A 19,026-nucleotide genomic window follows, 5' to 3' on the forward strand; every position below is an offset into this window, starting at 1 on the left:
AATTATCAGGAACTGGTTTCCCAGTAGTGCCAGCCGACCGAAGTCGCCGGAAGCTTGGCCGTTCCCCGCGCGAGCGTCGTCACCGAACAGTTCGGGTTCGTGCGGTTCGACTCCCATCCGACCTTGAAGCCGTTGGAGCCGTACTGCAGGTTCCCGTACTTGTTGGAGTGGATGTTGTGCGAGTACGTGTGGCCGGTCGTGATCGCCACGGACTTGGTGATGCTGCCGCTCACCGACGCCTTGGCCGAGGCGAAGAGGTAGCTCGCGCTCACCTCCAGGGAGGCGGAGAGGCTGTACGTGATGGTGGACGCCCTGGTGACGGAGGCGGTGATGGTGCCGCCCGGACCGTCCTTGAAGTAGGCCCCCGAGGCGGGAATCCGATAGGCCGAGTGCGAGGTGATCAGAACCCCGTAATCGACCGGGCACGACCTCTTCGGAGTGACGACCGCCGAGGCCGGCGCCGCACCCGCGACGAGCGGCATTACTCCGGCGACGACGAGTGTGGCCAGCTTGGTTCTCTTACGCATGAATTTCCCCCATGCAAGTGGTCCGGCCTCCGTTTCGGCGGAGCCCGTCAAGCTGGAATGAGACTATGAAGTTGACCGAGACCGGTCAATCACATTCTGCGGAGTTGAGCAACAATTGAGCCTGCCGCTTCGGGCGGTAAAAACTCGGAAATGCCGGGGTCTTCGTGTGGTCAAATGACGGACCGGTTCCGCCCGTTCGGGGAGACCGGAAGTCGATCGTCAGGAGTCAACCGGCGGGTAGGCCATGACGATTGGGCAAAGTCATGAGCATGCCCGAAGGGAAGAGTGCAGAGTCTCGCGTGTCCAACTGATCGGGAACGATCGGAACACGTACGAAAGGGACGCTCATGGCACTCTCCCGTTCGGCACGTTTAGGAGCCCTCGCGACCGCGGCGGCCTCCTTCCTCGTCATCGCCGCCTCCTCCGCCCCGACCCCGGGCGCCGACGGCATCGGCGACTCCTACTTCCCCCAGCTCGGCAACGGCGGCTTCGACGCCCGGCACTACGACCTCAACGTGGCGTACAACCCGGACACCGACCGTCTGGACGGCCGTACGACGCTCACGGCCCGCGCGACCCAGTCCCTCTCCTCCTTCGACCTCGACCTGCAGAGACTGGAGGTCACGCGCGTCGAAGTGAACGGCAGACGCGCCGACTTCACCCGCGACGGCGACGAGATCCACATCTCCCCGCACGGGGCGATCGGCAAGGGCAGGACCTTCACCGTCACCGTCACCTACGGCGGCGTCCCCGAAGCCCTGAACGGTCCCATCGTCTTCGGCTCCGACTACGGGTGGATGAAGACCGCCGACGGAGTCTTCGTCGCCTGTGAGCCCAACGCCGCCTCCACCTGGTTCCCCTCCAGCGACCACCCCTCCGACAAGGCCACCTACGACATCCGGATCAAGGCGCCCAAGGGCCTGACGGGCGTCTCCAACGGGCGGCTGATATCGACGTACGACCAAGGCGACAGCACGGTCGCGCACTGGCGCGAGAGCAGGCCGATGGCGACCTATCTCGCGACCGCGACCATCGGGAAGTTCGACGTGAGGACGGGGACGACCCCGGCCGGGACGCCGATCTACGTGGCCATCGACCCGGTGCTCACCAACAGCAACAGCGTCGACGTGTACGCCGTGACGGCCGAGGCCACCGACTACTGGTCGCAGGTCTTCGGCCCCTACCCCTTCGAGGAGACCGGCGCGATCGTCGACGACATGCCCCAGGCGGGGTTCTCGCTGGAGGTGCAGTCGAAGCCCGCGTACTCCGCCGTGCGCTCGGAGTCGACCATCGTGCACGAGCTGGCCCACCAGTGGTTCGGCGACTCCGTGTCGGTGGAACGCTGGAAGGACATCTGGCTGAACGAGGGCTTCGCGACCTACGCCCAGTGGCTGTGGTCCGAGCACAAGGGGATCCGCTCGGCCCACGACTCGTTCCTCGCCGGGTACAACGCGCGGCCCGCGGACTCCGCCTTCTGGGGGACCGTCGTCGCCGACCCGCAGCGCGACACCATGTTCGCCTCGGCGGTCTACCAGCGCGGCGCGATGACCCTCCAGATGCTGCGCGAGCGTATCGGCGACACCGCGTTCTTCGAACTGCTGCCCGCCTGGACGAAGCTCCACAAGTACGGCAACGCCGACACCGCCGACTTCATCCACCTCGCCGAGAGGATCTCGGGACGACAGCTCGACGACCTTTTCCGGACCTGGCTGTTCACCACAGGGAAACCAACCCTGTAGGCCTTTCTTTGTAAGGCGCGAGCCCCGCGACGGGTGAGAATGTCCGGGTGCTTCAGGAACTGTTCACCCCCTCCGTCCAGCATGTGCTCGACCTCGTGGGGATCTTCGTCTTCGCGATCTCCGGCGCCCTGCTGGCCGTCCGCAAGAACTTCGACGTCTTCGGCATCGCCGTCCTCGCCGAGGTCACCGCACTGGGCGGAGGGCTGTTCCGCGACATGGTCATCGGGGCCGTACCCCCGGCCGCGTTCACCGACCTCGGCTACTTCAGCACCCCGCTGCTCGCCGCCCTGCTGGTGTTCTTCCTTCACCCGGAGGTGGAGCGCATCCAGGTCGCGGTCAACGTCTTCGACGCGGCCGGACTCGGCCTGTTCTGCGTCGCGGGCACCACGAAGGCGTACGAGTACGGCCTCGGCCTCACCCCGTCCGCGGCCCTGGGTCTGGCCACCGCGGTCGGCGGCGGTGTGCTGCGCGACGTCCTCGCCAACGAGGTGCCCTCACTGCTGCGCTGGGACCGCGATCTGTACGCGGTCCCGGCGATCGTCGGCGCCACGATGGTGGTCCTGTGCATCCGCTACGACGCGCTGTCCCCGTTCACCAGCGGGCTCGCCGCCGTCACCGCTTTCGTCCTGCGGTTGCTCGCGATGCGGTACCACTGGCGAGCGCCGCGTGCTTGGCACCGCCGGTCGACGGCGACGGAGTCGGAGACTCCTTAGCGTGCGCCCCCGGCCCGATCTGCAGGGTCAGCCAACGGAAGGTCTCCGGGATCTGCGGCCGCCACAGGGCCATGTTGTGGCCGCCCGCGCTCCGCGGCAGCAGCACCAGTTGCACGCTCGTCGGCGCCTTCGCGACCGACTGGAGCGCCGCGCCGGCCTCGTAGCCGTCGTGCGCCTCGCCGGAGATGTAGAGGGAGACGCGGGGCGGCGTGCGGTACGACTTGAGCAGCAGGTAGGGGTTGTTCTCCCGGCGCAGTGTCAGGCTCCGCGCCGCGAGCGAGTTGCGTTCGCCGATCGGGTCGTTGTACCCGGACATGCTCACCGCGGCCCGGTAGCGGTCGGGGTGGGCGACGGCCAGCTTGGCCGCGCAGTGCGCCCCGGCCGAGTAGCCGGCCACGCCCCACCCGTCCGGCGCGGACTTCGCCCGGAAGTTGTCCATCACCATCTTCGGCACGTCGATGCTGAGCCAGGTGTCGGCGTTCACCTTGCCGGGCACGTTCGCGCAACCGGTGTCGGTCTTGGCCAGCAGATTCGTGCGCGGCGCCACCAGGATGAACGGCGCGACCTGGCCGTCGCGCATCAGCGGCAGCAACTGCTCATGCACCTTCAACGAACCGAACCACGCCTTCGCCGAGCCCGGATAGCCGGGCAGCAGCTCCACGACGGGGAACTTCCGGTTGCGATAGGCGGGCTGGTTGTACTGCGGCGGCAGCCAGACGTAGACCTCCGCGTCCACACCCGACACCTGGCCGTGCAGCTGGGTGACCTTCACCCCGCCCGCCTGGGACATACCGGGGCCGTCGGCCGCCGAGAACGTCTGGCGGACCTTGGGGAGACTGTGCAGCGAGATGCCGCCGGTGCCGTCACGGCCGAGGTTGGCGGCCGCCCGCACGTGGTTGCCCGTGCCGAGCAGGTCGGACCAGTTGTCGTACAGGCTGTTGGCGTTGTTCACGAGCACGAACACGAGGGTGATCGCGGTGCCTTGGGCGAACAGCAGCATCACCATCCGGGCCGCGCTGCGCAGCACCTTGGGGCCGGGAATGCGCGACCACAGCACGAGGGGAAGGATCAGGGCGACCGCGACCAGGACGATGGCGGTGAGGAGGAACGGCGTTCCGGTGAGGCTCACGGTGTGTGCGGCTCTTCCTGTGACGGGCTGGATCAACGGTCTGCAGCTGCATCGGGTTCTATGTCCTTGGAGAGGGGGATCCGATGCCGTTGGTTCACGGAAGAGTTCGGACACTTACTAAGAAATTGCCGAAACCTCACTCTCGGGTGACGGGGTTCACATGCCCGAAACAGTAAAAGCTACCGCTTAGTAATCACCTGTTGTACCGTTCAGGCATGTCAGAAGCAGCTACCGCACAGGCCGCGCGCGCCGCGATCGGTGACAGCGAGTTCGACCGCGACACCGCGGTCACCCTGCGCGAACCCGGCGTCTACGACATCGACCTGTCCGCCGGATGGACCATCATCAGCGCCGTCAACGGCGGCTATCTGCTCGCCGTCCTGGGCCGCGCCCTCTCCGACGCCCTGCCGCACAGCGACCCGTTCACCGTCTCCGCCCACTATCTGACCGCGTCGCAACCCGGCCCGGCGGTGGTCCGAACGGATGTCGTCCGGACGGGGCGGACCCTGTCGACCGGTCAGGCCTCGCTCTTCCAGTACGACGACGAGGGCCGCGAGGTCGAACGCATCCGCGTACTCGCCTCGTACGGCGATCTCGACGCCCTGCCCGACGACGTCCGCACCACGGCGACACCTCCCGCGATCCCGCCCATGGAGCACTGCTTCGGGCCGGAGGACGGACCGGCGCCCGTCGACGGCAGCTCCGCCATCACCGAGCGGCTGATGCTCAAGCTCGACCCCGCGACCCTCGGCTGGGCCCTGGGGGCGCCGTCCGGGAAGGGCGAGATGCGCTCCTGGTTCGGGCTCGCCGACGGCCGTGACCCCGACCCCCTCTCGCTGCTCCTCGCGGTGGACGCGCTGCCGCCCACCGCCTTCGAACTCGGCATCTCCGGCTGGGTACCGACGGTCGAACTGACGGTCCATGTGCGCTGCCGTCCGGCGCCGGGCCCACTGCGGGTGTCGATCACCACCCGCAACCTCGCCGGCGGCTTCCTGGAGGAGGACGCCGAGGTGTGGGACAGCGCGGACCGGCTGGTCGCGCAGTCCCGACAGCTCGCCCGGGTCCGGCTCAGCTGAGCGGTCGCCGGCCGAGGTAGGCCGCGAGCCGTCCGTAGGCGTCGGCCCCTTCGGGGGCCGGCACCGCCGAGTCGAACGGCAACTCCTCGTCGTCGCGCCGCTCGTCCGGCAGCACGCGCCGGGCGATCCCGAGCGCGAACTCGGCCAGCTCCGGATCGAGTACGAGCGGCCGTCCGAGGGACTCGGAGAGATCCCACGTGTGGGTGACGGCCTCCATCACATAGCCCGACAGGGCGATACGACCGGGGGCCTCGCCCCACGGCACCGTGACGAGGGCGTCCAGGCGCGTGTCGTCCGCCCAGGACGTCCGGACCTCCGTCCTGACCTCGTCGTACGCCGCGCTCCAGCGGTCGTCCTCGACGCCGTCGAGGAAGGGTCGTACGGCCATTCCGTCACCGCCCGCGCCGACCACGGCGATCCGGCGGGTACCGCCCGCGATGTGCGACAGCAGGGTCCGTACGTCGAACTCGGCGCACGGGGTGGGACCGGCGAGCTGCTCCGGGCGAACCGTCGCGACCAGAGCGGCGATCTGCTCGGTGGCGCGGGTGTAGAGGGGGCGGGGGTCGATGTTCATGGCGGACCTCTGTCGGCGTAGGTGTGGCGGTGGCGCGTATCGGACGGCGCGTGTCGGCGTTGCGTTGTCGTGCCGTTGCGCCTCAGGTTGGCCGGATAACCTGACAGTTCCCGTCAGCATTGAGGACGGGCTCTACGACGAGCTTCGGACGAGCGTCCGTGGGGATCGGCGGACGTGATCCGCGGTGCGCGATCCTGGTGCGCGTGAAGTCCGACCGTCTGCTCTCGATCCTTCTGCTGCTGCAGACCCGCGGCCGCGTCCCCGCACACGAACTCGCCGACCGGCTCGAGGTGTCGGTGCGCACCATCTACCGCGACATCGAGGCCCTTTCGGCCTCCGGAGTCCCGGTGTACGCCGAGCGCGGGAGGCACGGCGGCATCGAACTGCTCGCCGGATTCCGTACGGACGTCACGGGGCTGACCGCCGACGAGTCCCGCGCGCTGTTCATCCTGGCCGCGCAGGGCGCGCACGCCGCGCTCGGCCTGGACGCGGCGCTCGGTTCCGCGCTGCGCAAGGTGATGGCGGCGCTGCCGGCGCCGCACCGTCCGGCCGCCGAGGTGACCAGCCGCCGGATCCTCGTCGACGCGACGCGCTGGAAGGGCGGCCCCCAGCGGGCCGTGGACCTGGAGGTGCTCCAGGACGCGGTCTTCGCCGACCGCAGGCTGCGGCTCAGCTACCGGCACGGCGGGCACAGCGAGCCCAGCACCTACACCGTCGACCCGTACGGGCTCGTGTCCAAGGCGGGCGTCTGGTACCTCGTGGCCGACCGGCGCGGCCGGCTACGGCTGTTCCGGGCCGACCGGGTGCGCTCGGCGACGCTCCTGGACGATCCGGTGAAGCGGCGCCCGGGCGTCGAACTGGGTGACGTCTGGGAGGTGTTGCGACGCCATGTCGAGGAGCGGCCGGGCGGTCTCGATGTCACAGTTCGGGTACGGCGTTCCCGTCTCGACATGTTCCTCAGGCTCAACGCGGCCTCCCTCACGGCGCTTCCGGAGGACGACGGCGAGAGCGAGTGGGTCCTCGCGCACCTGTCGTACGGCGTCGTCCGCGAGGCCCGCACGCTGCTGGCCTTCGTGGACACGGTGGAGGTGCTGTCGCCGCCGGAGGCGCGGGCGGAACTGGCCGGGGCGGCGGCCGCGATCGGCGCGGTGTACGGCGGGGATCGCGCCCCGCACGAGGGAAGTTGACCCACAGGTAACCACAGGTTCGGCACAGCGCGGCCCTACGTGGATCTGGTCCTCTGTCCATCGCTCATCCCGCACTCATCCGGCCTTCATGAACCGGTCCACGTGGCTTGACTGGGAGTTACCCCATGAACCGTCGTGCCCGACTCGTCCCCGCCGTCGCCCTGCTGGCGCTCGCGCCGTTGCTTGCGGCCTGCGGCTCGGACGACTCGTCGTCCTCGAACAGCGGCAACTCGAGCCAGAACTGTCAGCGGCCCTCCGGAATGCCGAGCGGAGGCCCGTCGGGCATGCCGAGCGGCGGGCGCTCCGGGATGCCCACGGGCTCGCCCTCCGGGACACCCTCGAACATGCCCACCGGCAAGATGCCCTCCGGCGGTCCCTCGGGCATGCCGTCCGGCGGTCCGGGTGGTGGCCGGGGCGGCGGTCAGGGCGGCTGCGGCGGCGGCCCGGGCGGCGGGGGCAGCCGAGCGGGCAGCCCAGCGGGCAGGCGGCACAGGGCTGAGCCCGTCCCGGTTCTCTCAGGGGTGGCGTACTCGAAACTCGGGTGCGTCACCTCGCCCTTCGGTGAACGGGTGCCGTCACCTCGCCCTTCGGTGAACGGGTGCCGTCACCCCGCCCTTCGGTGAACGGGTGCCGTCACGCCGCCCTTCGGGGGTGCCGTCACGCCGCCCTTCGGGAACGGGCGCGTCATCCCAGCCAGTTGCGGCGGCCGATGGCGATCAGCCGCATCTGGCGGGTCGCGACACGGGCCACCCGCTCCCGCTCCTCCTCGGACGCCTCCAGTGCCTCCAGATAGAGCGAGGCCGTCATCAGCATCTGGTCGACGTACAGCCCCGCGAGCATCAGCAGGTCGTCGTCGCTCCACCCTTCCGACTCGGGGTGCTTGGCCAGCTCGACCTTCACCTCCTCGGCGAACCGCTCCAGTTGCTCCCTGATCGCCCGACGCACCCGCTGGACGCCGCCGTGCCGCTCGCGCGCGATGAAACGGACGTGCGCGGGATGGGATTCGACATGGTGGGCGATCAGGTCGACCGCGCGCTCGATGCGTCCGGCGCTGTCGCCGGCCGCGGAGACCGTGTCCCCGATCATCGGGTGCAGACTGCCGAGCGCCTCCTCGACCAGCGCCACGCCGAGGTCCTCCGTCGAGCGGAAGTGCCGGTAGAAGGCGGTCGGTGCGACTCCGACGGCGCGGGTGACCTCGCGCAGACCCAGGCTGCTCAGGCTCTGCTCCTCCAGCAGTTCCAGCGCAGCGTCCAGGAGCGCCTGACGGGTCTTCTGCTTCTGGGCCTGCCGGATGCCGAGAGTGTGACTCATACCATGCAGTTAACAACTGTTCTCTGTAATTGAAAAGCCGGGCGACGCGCTAGACTCTGGAGTCAGTGAACAAGTGTTACTACAACCGTTCACTGAGTCGTCAAGTCCCCGAAACAATCGGGGTTCACTGTCGAGAGGCACCTCATGCTGTTCCTCGTCGCCGCCCTCCTGCTGCTGGGTGTCGTGATGGGCTCCATAGCCCACGCCCCGCTGCCCGTCACCCTCGTCGCCGCGGTCGTCATCGGCGTCTGGCTGGCCGTCTTCGCGGTCCGCGAGCGCAACGCCCGCCGGCGCCACACCTCCACCAACTGATCGTTGGGAGCTGACTCACGTCATGGAACTCACCGAGCGAACCCACCTCGCCGCCGCGACCAAGCCCGCCGCGACCAAGCCCGCCGCGCCCACCCGCGCGACCGGCACCAAGGACGCCGACGGCATGGCCGTCGCCTCCTTCATCCTCGGCCTCCTCGGCCTGCTGGTCCTGAACGTCTTCCTGGGCCCGATCGCCATCGCCCTGGCCTCCGTCGCCCTCTGGCGCGGCACCGCCCGCCGTGGCCGCGCCTTCCTCGGCCTGGGCCTCGGCATCGCCGATCTGCTGGTGCTGGTGGCGTTCATGCAGTTCGACAGCACGGTGTCCTGGAACTTCTGAGCCGCCGCCGAACGAGGCGTTCGATCCACGGCGGAACGAGGGGCGGACGGGCGGCTACCCGGACGGGGGCCGAGGCCGCGGACGGACGGCCCGTAGAATCGGGCCCATCATGGCTTACCTCGACCACGCCGCGACCACACCGATGCTCCCCGAGGCGGTAGAGGCGCTGACCGCCCAGCTGAGCGTCACGGGCAACGCCTCCTCCCTCCACGCCGCCGGCCGTCGCGCCCGGCGGACGGTCGAGGAAGCCCGGGAAACCCTGGCGGAGGCCCTCGGCGCCCGCCCCAGCGAGGTCGTCTTCACCTCCGGCGGCACCGAGGCCGACAACCTCGCCGTGAAGGGCCTGTACTGGGCCCGCCGCGACGCAGACCCGGCCCGCACCCGGGTCCTCGCGAGCCCGGTCGAACACCACGCCGTTCTCGACGCCGTCCACTGGCTCGGCGAACACGAGGGCGCCACGGTCGAGTACCTGCCCGTCGACTCCCACGGCCGCGTGCACCCGGACGTCCTGCGCGGGGCCATCGCCCGAAACCCCGACGACGTCGCCCTCGTCACCGTCATGTGGGCCAACAACGAGATCGGCACGGTGATGGCGGTCCGCGAACTGGCCGACGTCACGGCCGAGTTCGGGATCCCGCTGCACGCCGACGCGGTCCAGGCCTTCGGTCAGGTGCCCGTCGACTTCACCGCCTCCGGCCTCGCCGCGATGACCGTCTCCGGCCACAAGATCGGCGGCCCGTACGGCATCGGCGCCCTGTTGCTGGGCCGTGAGTACACGCCCGTACCCGTGCTGCACGGCGGTGGCCAGGAGCGGCATGTGCGCTCCGGCACCCTCGACGTACCCGCCATCGCCTCGTTCGCGGTCGCCGGGCGGCTCGCCGCCGAGCAGCGCGAGTGGTTCGCCCGGGAGATCGGCGCCCTGCGCGACGACCTGGTCGACGCCGTACGCGCCGCCGTGCCCGACGCGATCCTCGGCGGTGACCCCGCGACCGGGGGCCGGCTGCCCGCCAACGCGCACTTCACGTTCCCGGGCTGCGAGGGCGACTCCCTGCTGCTTCTGCTGGACGCCCAGGGCATCGAGTGCTCCACGGGCTCCGCGTGCACGGCGGGCGTCGCCCAGCCCAGCCATGTCCTGCTGGCCACCGGCACCGACCCCGACCTGGCCCGCGGCACCCTGCGCTTCTCCCTCGGTCACACCTCCACGGAGGCGGACGTCGAGGCGGTGGCCAAGGCGATCGGCCCGGCGGTGGAGCGGGCACGGACGGCAGGCCTGACCTGACACGCCGGCGCCCGCCCGCACGGTCGGACAGGCGCTAGCTGTCCGTCACCATGAGGGAGGCCATCATGCCCTCGTCCTCGTGTTGCAGCAGATGGCAGTGGAGCATGTACATATAGGTGTCGTCCGAGAAGTCGGTGAACTTCATCGCGATCTCGATGGAGCCGCCGCCGACCACCTCGAACGTGTCGTACCAGCCCAGCTGGACGCCCGTCGGATCCTCCCCGTTGATGGAGATCAGCTGGAACGGCACATCATGCAGATGGAACGAGTGTTCAAGCTGCGTGCTGTTCTTGACCGTCCACACCTCCTCGGCACCCAGGGTGGTGCTGATCATCGCCATCGAGGACATGCTCGTCCCGGCCGAGCCGTTGATCGTCATCGTCGTGCCGCTCTGACCGAGCGTGATCGTCCGGGCGGTGAAGTCGCTGGTGTCGTAGCGGGAGATGGTGTTGAGGGTCGGCAGGGTCTCCGGAGCGTCCGAGGCGTCGGGGGTGACGCTCAGGAACTCGTACGTCCCGCTGCCGCCGCGCACCCAGCCCGTCGTCACCACGGCCTCCAACGTCACCGCGTCGCTGAGCTCCATGACGAACTCGGCCCGCGCGCCCGCCACCAGCCGGATCGACGCCACCTCGGTGGCCTCGGGCAGATAACCCTGGTCGGTGGCGATCTGGGTGAGCGTCGCGCCGTCGCTGCGCTGGATGGTGATGATGTCGGACGGCGAGGCGTTGAGCAGCCGGAAGCGGGTGCGCTTCTTGGTGGCGGTGAAGGAGAGCGTGGTGTCGTCGACGTTCGTGCCGTTGCACAGCAGCGGGAAGCTGAGGCCGTTGCCGAGGTAGCCGCTCAGGTTGTACTTGATGTCTCCCGCGCTGTCCGTGGCCAGACACTGCAGGATGATCGGGATGTCGTCGGTGCCGTAGGTGCTGGGCAGGGCCGCGGACGCGTCCGAGTCGTCCTCGACGATGATCATGCCCGCGAGGCCGTGGGTGGCCTGCTCCGCCGTGGTGCCCAGGGCGTGCGGGTGGTACCAGAGCGTCTTCGCCTCGTCCTTGACCGTGAAGGTGGGCGACCAGGTCTTCCCCGCGGCGAAGGCGTTCTGCGGGCCGCCGTCCATGCTGGGCGGGACGTGCGCGCCGTGGAAGTGGACGGTGGTGGCCTCGGTGAGGCTGTTGGTGATGTTCAGCAGGACGGTGTCGCCCGAGGTCCACTTCATGGTGGGGCCGAGGAACGACTGGTTGTAGCCCGCGGTCGTGTTGGTCACTCCGCTGAGCACCTCGCTGGTGCCGGTCTTCGCCTCCAGGGTGTACGTCGTGGTGCCGTCCGTGGTGGTCCCCTCCAGGAGGTCGGGGATGGTCAGCGTGGTGCCCGCGGCGTGCGCCTTGTTCTGCGTCGCGTTCGTCAGTAGGGCGATGGCCGTGCCGCCGGCGGTCACCGCCGCGATGCCCGCTCCGGCCATGCCGCCGAGGAACTTGCGGCGGTGCATGCCCTTGCCGGTGCCCTTGCCCGTGGTGTGAGTCATAGCGGTGGACTCTCGGCCTAAGGGCTATGTAAAGACTGGGCCGGAGTTAGGAGAACGCCGTCGTCGCTGTGAAATCCGATGACTTAAAGTCAGGATCAACTCCCCTGGAAACAGCGAGAGTTGACGTGTAGCTGGTCACATCGGCAGCAGGGGACGCAAGGGACAGCCCCGTCCCGCCGGCGCCTCACAGCATCACGATTAGGTGACTGGAGCCCTGCGCGCCGCTGTCTGTGAGCGCGCATCGAAAGCGCTCTCCAGCGGCTACGCCCCGGCTGTGCGTGTCGGCTCCGCCGCCGTGCGGGCCTGCCGTACCAGCCGTATGTACCGGTCCCAGTCCCAGAACCGCCCGGGGTCGGTGTGGTCCGTGCCCGGCACCTCGACGTGTCCGATGATGTGCGCACGGTCGACGGGAATGCCGTACCGCCCGCAGACGGCGGCCGTCAGCCGCGCCGAGGCCGCGTACATGGCGTCCGTGAACGACGAGGCGCGCTCCACGAAGCCCTCGTGCTCAATGCCGACGCTCCGCTCGTTGTACCCCCGGTTGCCCGCGTGGAAGGCCACGTCCAGCTCACGGATCATCTGCGTGATGTGTCCGTCCTTGCGCACGATGTAGTGCGCGGCGGCGCCGTGTGCCGGGTCCTGGAAGACCTTCACGGCGCTTCGGTAGCTGCCCTGGGTGACGTGGATGACGACCCGGTCTATCCCGTAGTCGTCGGGCCGGTCCGCCCGCCGCCAGTTCGCCGACGAGGCGGCCACCCACTGCGCACCCCGGAAGTCGACGGCTCCCGCCACCCGGGGCTTCTCGACGCCGGGCAGCCGCCACCACAGGTGGCCGAGCTCACCGCGTGCGAGCACCGCCGTGCCCACGGCGGCCGCGGCGCCGCCGATCAGCAGCGTCCGCCGTCCGATCCGCCGGTCACGGTCCCGGCCGACGCGCCCCTCCTCGGCGCCGTCCGCGTGCCCGGCACCCCCAGGGGCTTGTGGCGCTCCCGTGGTCCTGGCGGTTCCCGTGGCTCCGGTGATTCCCGTGTTCTCCGCGTCCTCACTCATCGCGCCGCCCCCCGTGCTCCGTACCCGCCCGTCCGCCAGCGGTCCCCGTTGCGATCACCAACGGATACCCGCGGGCTTCGGTTCCCGCGGCCCCGTACTCTGGAGGGGCTATGACTGAGACCTCGCAGAGCCCCCGCCCCCTCCGCGTCCTCGCCGCCATGTCCGGCGGCGTGGACTCCGCCGTCGCCGCCGCCCGCGCGGCGGAAGCCGGTCACGACGTGACGGGCGTGCACCTCGCGCTCTCCGCCAACCCCCAATCGTTCCGCACGGGCGCGCGAGGCTGTTGCACCATCGAGGACTCGCGCGACGCCCGCCGCGCCGCGGACGTCATCGGCATCCCGTTCTACGTGTGGGATCTCGCCGAGCGCTTCCGCGAAGACGTGGTCGAGGACTTCATCGCCGAGTACGAGGCCGGACGCACCCCCAACCCCTGCCTGCGCTGCAACGAGAAGATCAAGTTCGCCGCCCTGCTCGACAAGGCGCTCGCCCTCGGCTTCGACGCGGTCTGCACGGGCCACTACGCCCAGGTGATCGTGAACGAGGACGGCACGCGCGAGCTGCACCGGGCCTCGGACATGGCCAAGGACCAGTCGTACGTCCTCGGTGTCCTCGACGACCGCCAGCTCGCCCACGCGCTGTTCCCGCTGGGTGACACGGTGACGACGAAGGACGAGATCCGCGCGGAGGCGGAGCGCCGGGGCCTGGCCGTCGCCAAGAAGCCCGACTCGCACGACATCTGCTTCATCGCCGACGGCGACACCCAGGGCTTCCTGGCGAACCGCCTGGGCAAGGCGGAGGGCGACATCGTCGACGAGTCCGGGTCGGTCATCGGCTCCCACGAGGGCGCGTTCGGCTTCACGATCGGGCAGCGCAAGGGGCTGCGCATCGGGACCCCGGCCGCGGACGGCAAGCCGCGCTACGTCCTGGACATCTCGCCGGTGAGCAACACGGTGACCGTGGGTCCGGCGGCATCCCTCGACGTCAGCGGGCTGACCGCCATCAAGCCCCGCTGGTGCGGCGCCGCCCCCACCGGCCCTGGCACCTACACCGCCCAACTCCGCGCCCACGGAGGCGAGACGGAGGTCGCGGCCGAGCTGGTCGACGGCGGACTCGAGGTCACGTTCACCGAGCCGGTCCGCGGCGTCGCTCCCGGCCAGGCGATCGTCCTGTACGACGGCACGCGCGTGGTGGGCTCGGCGACGATCGCGACGACCACCCGCGCGACGGCGAGCGTCTAGGGCCTGTCGTCTGGATCAGGTCGTTTCAGGAGACGGGGCTTGGTCGGTGCCGGTGTGCGTGCCAGACCCCGCGGCCCAGGCCTGATCCGAACGACAGGTCCTGGGGCCGATCCGGGCCCTTCGTGGACGGCGAACCCGCTGACCACCGAAGCGGCCCGGGAACACCCGGGCCGTCGGCGTGGCGCCGGTGCGATTACGCCACTTCGACTTCGTAGAAGCAGAAGTGGTCCTTGATCCGGGCGACGTCCGGCTTGGGGTCGGGGTAGGACCAGACGAGGTCGGGGGCGTCGGGCAGGGACCAGTAGGACGCGTCGCCCTTGAAGGGGCAGTGCGTGTGGGTGTCGGAGGTCGTCAGCAGGTCGAGGCGGACGTCCTCGGCCGGTAGGTAGTAGCGCACGGGACAGCCGGTCTCGCGCAGCACCAGGGGCCGGTCGCTCTCCGCCAGCACCTGGTCGCCGTGCACGACGCGTACCCGCTCCGTGCCCTGTTCGATGGTGATCGTGTGTCCATTGGCCATACCCGTACAGCGCGCGTGGGACCCGGGTTCTTCCCTCGTACCGTAGGCACATGAACATCTGCGTCTTCCTCTCCGCCGCCGACCTCGACGACCGCTACACCCGTCCCGCCCGGGAGTTCGCCGAACTCCTCGGCAAGGGCGGCCACTCGCTGGTGTGGGGCGGCTCCGACGTCGGGCTGATGAAGGTGGTCGCCGACGGGGTGCAGGAGGCGGGCGGTCGGCTGCTGGGCGTCTCCGTGCACTTCCTGGCGGCCACGGCGCGGACGGGCGCCGACGAGATGGTGATCGCCCGGGACCTCGCCGAGCGCAAGGCGCTGCTCCTGGCCAAGGCCGACGCCGTCGTGATCATGGTGGGCGGTGCCGGGACCCTCGACGAAGCGACCGAGATCCTGGAGCTGAAGAAGCACGGGAAGACCGAGAAGCCGGTCGTCCTGCTCAACACGGCGGGCTTCTACGACGGCCTGAAGGAGCAGTTCCGCCGTATGGAGGCCGAGGGCTTCCTGCCGTGCCCGCTCACCGACCTGGTGTTCTTCGCCGAGGAGCCGGTGGGCGCGCTGGCCTACCTGGAGGAGAGCGTGGGCACCCGGTGATGCGAGCATGGCGTCCATGGCTACACATGTGATCACCGGGGCGGGCTCCGGCATCGGCGCGGCCGTCGCCCGCCGTCTGCACGCGCGCGGGGACGACCTCGTGCTCCACGCGCGCGACGCGGGCCGCGCGAAGGAACTGGCGGCCGAGTTCCCCGGCGCCCGGACCCTGGTCGGCGACCTGGCGGACCCGGACAAGCTCTCCTGGGCGTTCTCGCACCAGTCCCTGCCCGAGCGCGTCGACTCGCTCCTGCACATCGCGGGCGTGGTCGACCTCGGCCCCGTCGGGGAGCTGACCCCCAAGTCCTGGCGTCACCAGCTCAACGTCAACCTGATCGCCCCCGCCGAACTGACCCGCCACTTCCTGCCGCAACTCCGCGTCGCCCAGGGCCACGTCGTGTTCGTGAACTCCGGCGCCGGCCTCGCCGCGCACGCCGACTGGTCCGCGTACGCCGCCTCCAAGCACGGCCTGAAGGCCCTCGCGGACTCCCTGCGCCACGAGGAGCACGCGAACGGCGTCCGGGTGACCTCCGTCTATCCCGGCCGGACGGCGAGCCCCATGCAGGCGAAGGTCCACCAGCAGGAGGGCAAGGAGTACGACGCCTCGAAGTGGATCGACCCGGAGTCCGTCGCGACGACGATCCTGATGGCCGTCGACCTGCCGCGCGACGCGGAGGTCAACGACCTGACCGTGCGGCCGGGACGATGAGCTTCACCTGGGGCCCCGCCACCGGGGTCGGATCCCTGCCCGGCGACGACGCCCGCGAGGCCGCCAAGACCGTGACCGGGTCCTTCGACGACTTCCCCTTCCTGCCCGAACTGCCCGCCCGGGGACCCGGCGCGGACATGATCGGACGGACCGCCGGGATGCTGGTCGAGCTCTACGCGCGCGTGGAGCCCAGCGGCTGGCGGATCGGGGACCGGCCGGGGCGCGACACCAAGCGGGCGAGGTCCTGGCTCGGCCAAGACCTCGACGCGCTGGAGGAGTTCACGCAAGGCTACGAGGGGCCGCTCAAGGTGCAGGCCGTGGGTCCCTGGACGCTGGCCGCCGCGCTGGAGCTGCGGGGCGGCGAGGCGGCGCTCTCCGACCTCGGCGCCTGCCGGGACCTCGCCGGATCGCTCGCCGAGGGGCTGCGCACGCACCTCGACGAGGTACGGCGCCGGGTGCCCGGCGCCCAGATCGTGCTGCAGCTCGACGAGCCCTCGCTCATCGCGGTGCTGCGCGGCCAGGTGAAGTCCGCCAGCGGCTACCGCACCCACCGCGCCGTCGACCGGCAACGGGTGGAGGCGACGCTGCGGGACGTCGTCGGGGTGCACACCGAGGGCCCGGTCGTGGTGCACTCGTGCGCACCCGACGTCCCGTTCGCGCTGCTGCGCAGGGCGGGGGCCGCCGCCGTCTCGTTCGACTTCTCGTTGCTCACCGAGCGTGACGACGATGTCATCGGCGAGGCGGTGGAGGGCGGCACCCGGCTGTTCGCCGGTGTCGTGCCGGGCACGGACGGACCGTTGTCAGACCCTGCCGGTAGCGTCATGGGTGTCAGGACGCTGTGGCGCAGGCTGGGGCTGCATCCGGGTCTTCTCGCGGAGGCGGTCACGGTCACCCCGTCGTGCGGACTCGCGGGCGCTTCCCCGGAGTACGCGCGCCGGGCACTCGCCCACTGCGCCCGGGCGGCGAGATCCCTCGCGGACAACCCAGAGTAACGGGAGGACAACACGGTGGCCGGCGACAAGGACGCACAGCCCAATTCCCTGCCCGCCGAGGCGCGGGAGCAGCACGCGCAGCTCGCTGAGCAGATCGAGGAGCACCGCTTCCGGTACTACGTGAAGGACCAGCCGGTCGTCAGCGACGCGGAGTTCGACCAGTTGCTGCGCTCGCTGGAGGCACTGGAGGAGCGGTATCCCGAGCTGCGTACCCCGGACTCCCCGACCCAGAAGGTCGCGGGCGCGTACGCGACCGAGTTCACCTCGGTCCAGCACCGCTCGCGGATGCTCTCGCTGGACAACGCCTTCAGCGACCTGGAGCTGGCGGCCTGGGCCGAGCGCGTCGCCAAGGACGTGGGCACCTCGGACCACCACTTCCTGTGCGAGCTGAAGGTCGACGGCCTCGCGGTCAACCTGACCTACGAGCACGGCCGCCTCACCCGCGCCGCGACCCGCGGCGACGGCCGCACGGGCGAGGACATCACGCCCAATGTGCGCACGATCGCGGAGATCCCGGACCGCCTCAAGGGCGACCACGTCCCGGACCTGGTGGAGATCCGCGGCGAGGTCTACTTCCCGATGGAGAAGTTCGAGGAGCTCAACGCCCGCTTGGTGCAGGCCGGCGACAAGCTCTTCGCCAACCCGCGCAACGCGGCGGCGGGTTCGCTGCGTCAGAAGGACCCCCGCGTCACCGCGAGCCGCCCGCTGCACATGGTGGTCCACGGAATCGGCGCCCTGGAGGGCTTCGAGGGCCTCTCCCGTCTCTCCGAGGCGTACGCGCTGCTGCACTCCTGGGGCCTGCCGACCACGCGGTACGCGAAGGTGGTCGACGACCTCGACGGGGTACGGGAGTTCATCGCGTACTACGGCGAGAACCGGCACTCCGTGGAGCACGAGATCGACGGGGTCGTCGTCAAACTCGACGAGATCCCGCTGCAGGGCCGCCTCGGCTCCACCTCGCGCGCGCCGCGCTGGGCCATCGCCTGGAAGTACGCGCCCGAGGAGGTCAACACCAAGCTCGTCAACATCCGGGTCGGCGTCGGCCGCACGGGCCGCGTCACGCCGTACGCGCAGGTCGAGCCGGTCACGGTGGCCGGCTCGGAGGTCGAGTTCGCCACCCTGCACAACCAGGACGTGGTGAAGGCCAAGGGCGTCCTCATCGGGGACACGGTGGTGCTGCGCAAGGCCGGTGACGTCATCCCCGAGATCCTCGGCCCGGTCGTCGACCTGCGGGACGGCAGCGAGCGCGAGTTCGTGATGCCGGCCGAGTGCCCCGAGTGCGGTACGCCGCTGCGGCCGATGAAGGAGGCCGACGTCGACCTGCGCTGTCCGAACGCGCGCTCGTGTCCGGCCCAGTTGCGTGAGCGGCTCTTCTACCTCGCGGGCCGCAAGGCACTCGACATCGAGCACTTCGGGTATGTGGCGGCGGCGGCCCTCACCAAGCCGCTGGAGCCGGCCGAACCGCCGCTGGCCGACGAGGGCGATCTTTTCGACCTCACCATCGAGCGGCTGCTGCCCATCAAGGCGTACGTCCTCGACCAGGACAGCGGCCTGCCCAAGCGTGACCCGAAGACCGGTGAGGAGAAGATCGCCACGGTCTTCGCCAACCAGCAGGGCGAGCCCAAGAAGAACGCGATCGCGATGCTGGACAACATCGCGGCGGCCAAGGAGCGCCCGCTCGCCCGGATCCTGACCGGCCTGTCGATCCGTCATGTCGGGCCGGTCGCGGCGGAGGCGCTGGCGCGGGAGTTCCGCTCCATCGACCGCATCGAGCAGGCCACCGAGGAGGAGCTCGCCACCACCGAGGGAGTCGGCCCGATCATCGCCGCCTCGCTCAAGGAGTGGTTCGCGGAGGACTGGCACCGCGAGATCCTCCGCAAGTGGCGGGCGGCGGGCGTCCGTATGGAGGACGAGGGTTCCGGCGAGGACGAGGGCCCGCGGCCGCTCGAAGGACTCACCGTCGTCGTCACCGGCACGCTCGAACACCACACGCGGGACGGCGCGAAGGAGGCCCTTCAGAGCCGGGGAGCGAAGGTGACCGGTTCGGTCTCGAAGAAGACGTCTTTCGTGGTGGTGGGCGACAATCCAGGATCCAAGTACGACAAGGCGATGCAGCTGAAGGTGCCGGTTCTGAACGAGGACGGCTTCGCCGTTCTGCTCGAACAGGGACCGGAGGCCGCCGCGGAAGTCGCCCTCCCGACCGAGGAGTAGCGGTTGAAGGCCACCCGTTCGG

The 19,026-nt window shown here is 70.1% G+C and carries 20 protein-coding genes; 12 read left to right on the forward strand and 8 right to left on the reverse strand.

Annotated features, from left to right (window positions below):
• Positions 1–5 precede the first annotated feature (5 nt).
• A complete protein-coding gene (locus tag AAFF41_RS32675; protein WP_060896609.1) occupies positions 6–527 on the reverse strand; it encodes a hypothetical protein in 522 nt (173 codons plus the stop codon).
• 347 nt (positions 528–874) lie between these two features.
• Between AAFF41_RS32675 and AAFF41_RS32680 the strand changes: the two genes are divergently transcribed.
• Both AAFF41_RS32680 and AAFF41_RS32685 read left to right on the forward strand, forming a co-directional pair.
• Positions 875–2,266 carry a M1 family metallopeptidase gene (locus AAFF41_RS32680; RefSeq protein WP_319747034.1) on the forward strand — a complete coding sequence of 464 codons (1,392 nt, stop codon included), beginning with the start codon at positions 875–877 and terminating at the stop codon, positions 2,264–2,266.
• A gap of 47 nt (positions 2,267–2,313) precedes the next feature.
• Positions 2,314–2,979 carry a trimeric intracellular cation channel family protein gene (locus tag AAFF41_RS32685; protein WP_082417539.1) on the forward strand — a complete coding sequence of 222 codons (666 nt, stop codon included), beginning with the start codon at positions 2,314–2,316 and terminating at the stop codon, positions 2,977–2,979.
• Here the strand turns inward: AAFF41_RS32685 and AAFF41_RS32690 are convergent.
• Positions 2,879–4,108, reverse strand: coding sequence for an alpha/beta hydrolase (locus AAFF41_RS32690; protein ID WP_319747036.1), 1,230 nt, complete (start codon positions 4,106–4,108; stop codon positions 2,879–2,881). The two genes, AAFF41_RS32685 and AAFF41_RS32690, sit on opposite strands and share 101 nt — an antisense overlap.
• Positions 4,109–4,323: 215 nt before the next feature.
• Between AAFF41_RS32690 and AAFF41_RS32695 the strand changes: the two genes are divergently transcribed.
• Entirely contained in the window at positions 4,324–5,184 is an 861-nt protein-coding gene (locus tag AAFF41_RS32695; protein WP_054234599.1) for a thioesterase family protein, read from the forward strand.
• Here the strand turns inward: AAFF41_RS32695 and AAFF41_RS32700 are convergent.
• A complete protein-coding gene (locus tag AAFF41_RS32700; RefSeq protein ID WP_319747038.1) occupies positions 5,177–5,758 on the reverse strand; it encodes a TIGR03086 family metal-binding protein in 582 nt (193 codons plus the stop codon). The two genes, AAFF41_RS32695 and AAFF41_RS32700, sit on opposite strands and share 8 nt — an antisense overlap.
• A gap of 203 nt (positions 5,759–5,961) precedes the next feature.
• Between AAFF41_RS32700 and AAFF41_RS32705 the strand changes: the two genes are divergently transcribed.
• Positions 5,962–6,945 (forward strand): helix-turn-helix transcriptional regulator, encoded by a 984-nt coding sequence (locus tag AAFF41_RS32705; RefSeq protein ID WP_343325073.1) that lies wholly within the window; start codon positions 5,962–5,964, stop codon positions 6,943–6,945.
• A 244-nt stretch (positions 6,946–7,189) separates the two neighbouring features.
• On the opposite strand, the gene AAFF41_RS32710 is transcribed toward AAFF41_RS32705, so the two are convergent.
• Both AAFF41_RS32710 and AAFF41_RS32715 read right to left on the reverse strand, forming a co-directional pair.
• Positions 7,190–7,330 carry a hypothetical protein gene (locus tag AAFF41_RS32710; protein WP_343325074.1) on the reverse strand — a complete coding sequence of 47 codons (141 nt, stop codon included), beginning with the start codon at positions 7,328–7,330 and terminating at the stop codon, positions 7,190–7,192.
• A 299-nt stretch (positions 7,331–7,629) separates the two neighbouring features.
• On the reverse strand, positions 7,630–8,256 hold the full coding sequence (locus AAFF41_RS32715) for a TetR family transcriptional regulator (RefSeq protein WP_054234597.1): 627 nt from the start codon (positions 8,254–8,256) through the stop codon (positions 7,630–7,632).
• 144 nt (positions 8,257–8,400) lie between these two features.
• On the opposite strand from AAFF41_RS32715, the gene AAFF41_RS32720 reads away from it, so the two are divergent.
• The 3 genes from AAFF41_RS32720 to AAFF41_RS32730 all read left to right on the forward strand — a co-directional run bounded on the left by AAFF41_RS32720 (position 8,401) and on the right by AAFF41_RS32730 (position 10,184).
• Entirely contained in the window at positions 8,401–8,568 is a 168-nt protein-coding gene (locus tag AAFF41_RS32720; protein ID WP_097286339.1) for a hypothetical protein, read from the forward strand.
• A gap of 124 nt (positions 8,569–8,692) precedes the next feature.
• On the forward strand, positions 8,693–8,905 hold the full coding sequence (locus AAFF41_RS32725; RefSeq protein ID WP_054234680.1) for a hypothetical protein: 213 nt from the start codon (positions 8,693–8,695) through the stop codon (positions 8,903–8,905).
• A 109-nt stretch (positions 8,906–9,014) separates the two neighbouring features.
• Positions 9,015–10,184 carry a cysteine desulfurase family protein gene (locus AAFF41_RS32730; RefSeq protein WP_319747043.1) on the forward strand — a complete coding sequence of 390 codons (1,170 nt, stop codon included), beginning with the start codon at positions 9,015–9,017 and terminating at the stop codon, positions 10,182–10,184.
• 34 nt (positions 10,185–10,218) lie between these two features.
• Here the strand turns inward: AAFF41_RS32730 and AAFF41_RS32735 are convergent, their stop codons facing one another.
• Positions 10,219–11,700: a multicopper oxidase family protein gene (locus tag AAFF41_RS32735; RefSeq protein ID WP_343325075.1), complete on the reverse strand. Its 1,482-nt coding sequence runs from the start codon at positions 11,698–11,700 to the stop codon at positions 10,219–10,221.
• A 261-nt stretch (positions 11,701–11,961) separates the two neighbouring features.
• Complete coding sequence (locus tag AAFF41_RS32740; RefSeq protein WP_343325076.1) at positions 11,962–12,750, reverse strand: N-acetylmuramoyl-L-alanine amidase; 789 nt, start codon at positions 12,748–12,750, stop codon at positions 11,962–11,964.
• Positions 12,751–12,860: 110 nt separating this feature from the next.
• Between AAFF41_RS32740 and mnmA the strand changes: the two genes are divergently transcribed.
• Entirely contained in the window at positions 12,861–13,988 is a 1,128-nt protein-coding gene (mnmA, locus tag AAFF41_RS32745) for a tRNA 2-thiouridine(34) synthase MnmA (RefSeq protein WP_343325077.1), read from the forward strand.
• Positions 13,989–14,181: 193 nt separating this feature from the next.
• Here mnmA and AAFF41_RS32750 read toward each other — a convergent pair whose 3' ends face one another.
• Positions 14,182–14,505 (reverse strand): DUF427 domain-containing protein, encoded by a 324-nt coding sequence (locus AAFF41_RS32750; protein WP_060901251.1) that lies wholly within the window; start codon positions 14,503–14,505, stop codon positions 14,182–14,184.
• Positions 14,506–14,555: 50 nt separating this feature from the next.
• Here AAFF41_RS32750 and AAFF41_RS32755 point away from each other — a divergent pair, with 50 nt between their 5' ends.
• From AAFF41_RS32755 to ligA, 4 genes are read left to right on the forward strand one after another with little or no spacing between them, the layout of a single operon-like run.
• Positions 14,556–15,095, forward strand: a complete 540-nt coding sequence (locus AAFF41_RS32755; RefSeq protein WP_319747051.1) for an LOG family protein — start codon at positions 14,556–14,558, stop codon at positions 15,093–15,095.
• A gap of 7 nt (positions 15,096–15,102) precedes the next feature.
• Positions 15,103–15,801 (forward strand): SDR family oxidoreductase, encoded by a 699-nt coding sequence (locus AAFF41_RS32760; protein ID WP_067370876.1) that lies wholly within the window; start codon positions 15,103–15,105, stop codon positions 15,799–15,801.
• On the forward strand, positions 15,798–16,793 hold the full coding sequence (locus AAFF41_RS32765) for a methionine synthase (RefSeq protein ID WP_319747053.1): 996 nt from the start codon (positions 15,798–15,800) through the stop codon (positions 16,791–16,793). The genes AAFF41_RS32760 and AAFF41_RS32765 overlap by 4 nt, the downstream gene beginning before the upstream one ends.
• A 15-nt stretch (positions 16,794–16,808) precedes the next feature.
• A complete protein-coding gene (gene ligA, locus AAFF41_RS32770) occupies positions 16,809–19,004 on the forward strand; it encodes an NAD-dependent DNA ligase LigA (protein ID WP_319747055.1) in 2,196 nt (731 codons plus the stop codon).
• The last annotated feature ends 22 nt before the right edge of the window (positions 19,005–19,026 follow it).

Source organism: Streptomyces mirabilis, assembly GCF_039503195.1.
Lineage (GTDB): Bacteria > Actinomycetota > Actinomycetes > Streptomycetales > Streptomycetaceae > Streptomyces > Streptomyces mirabilis_D.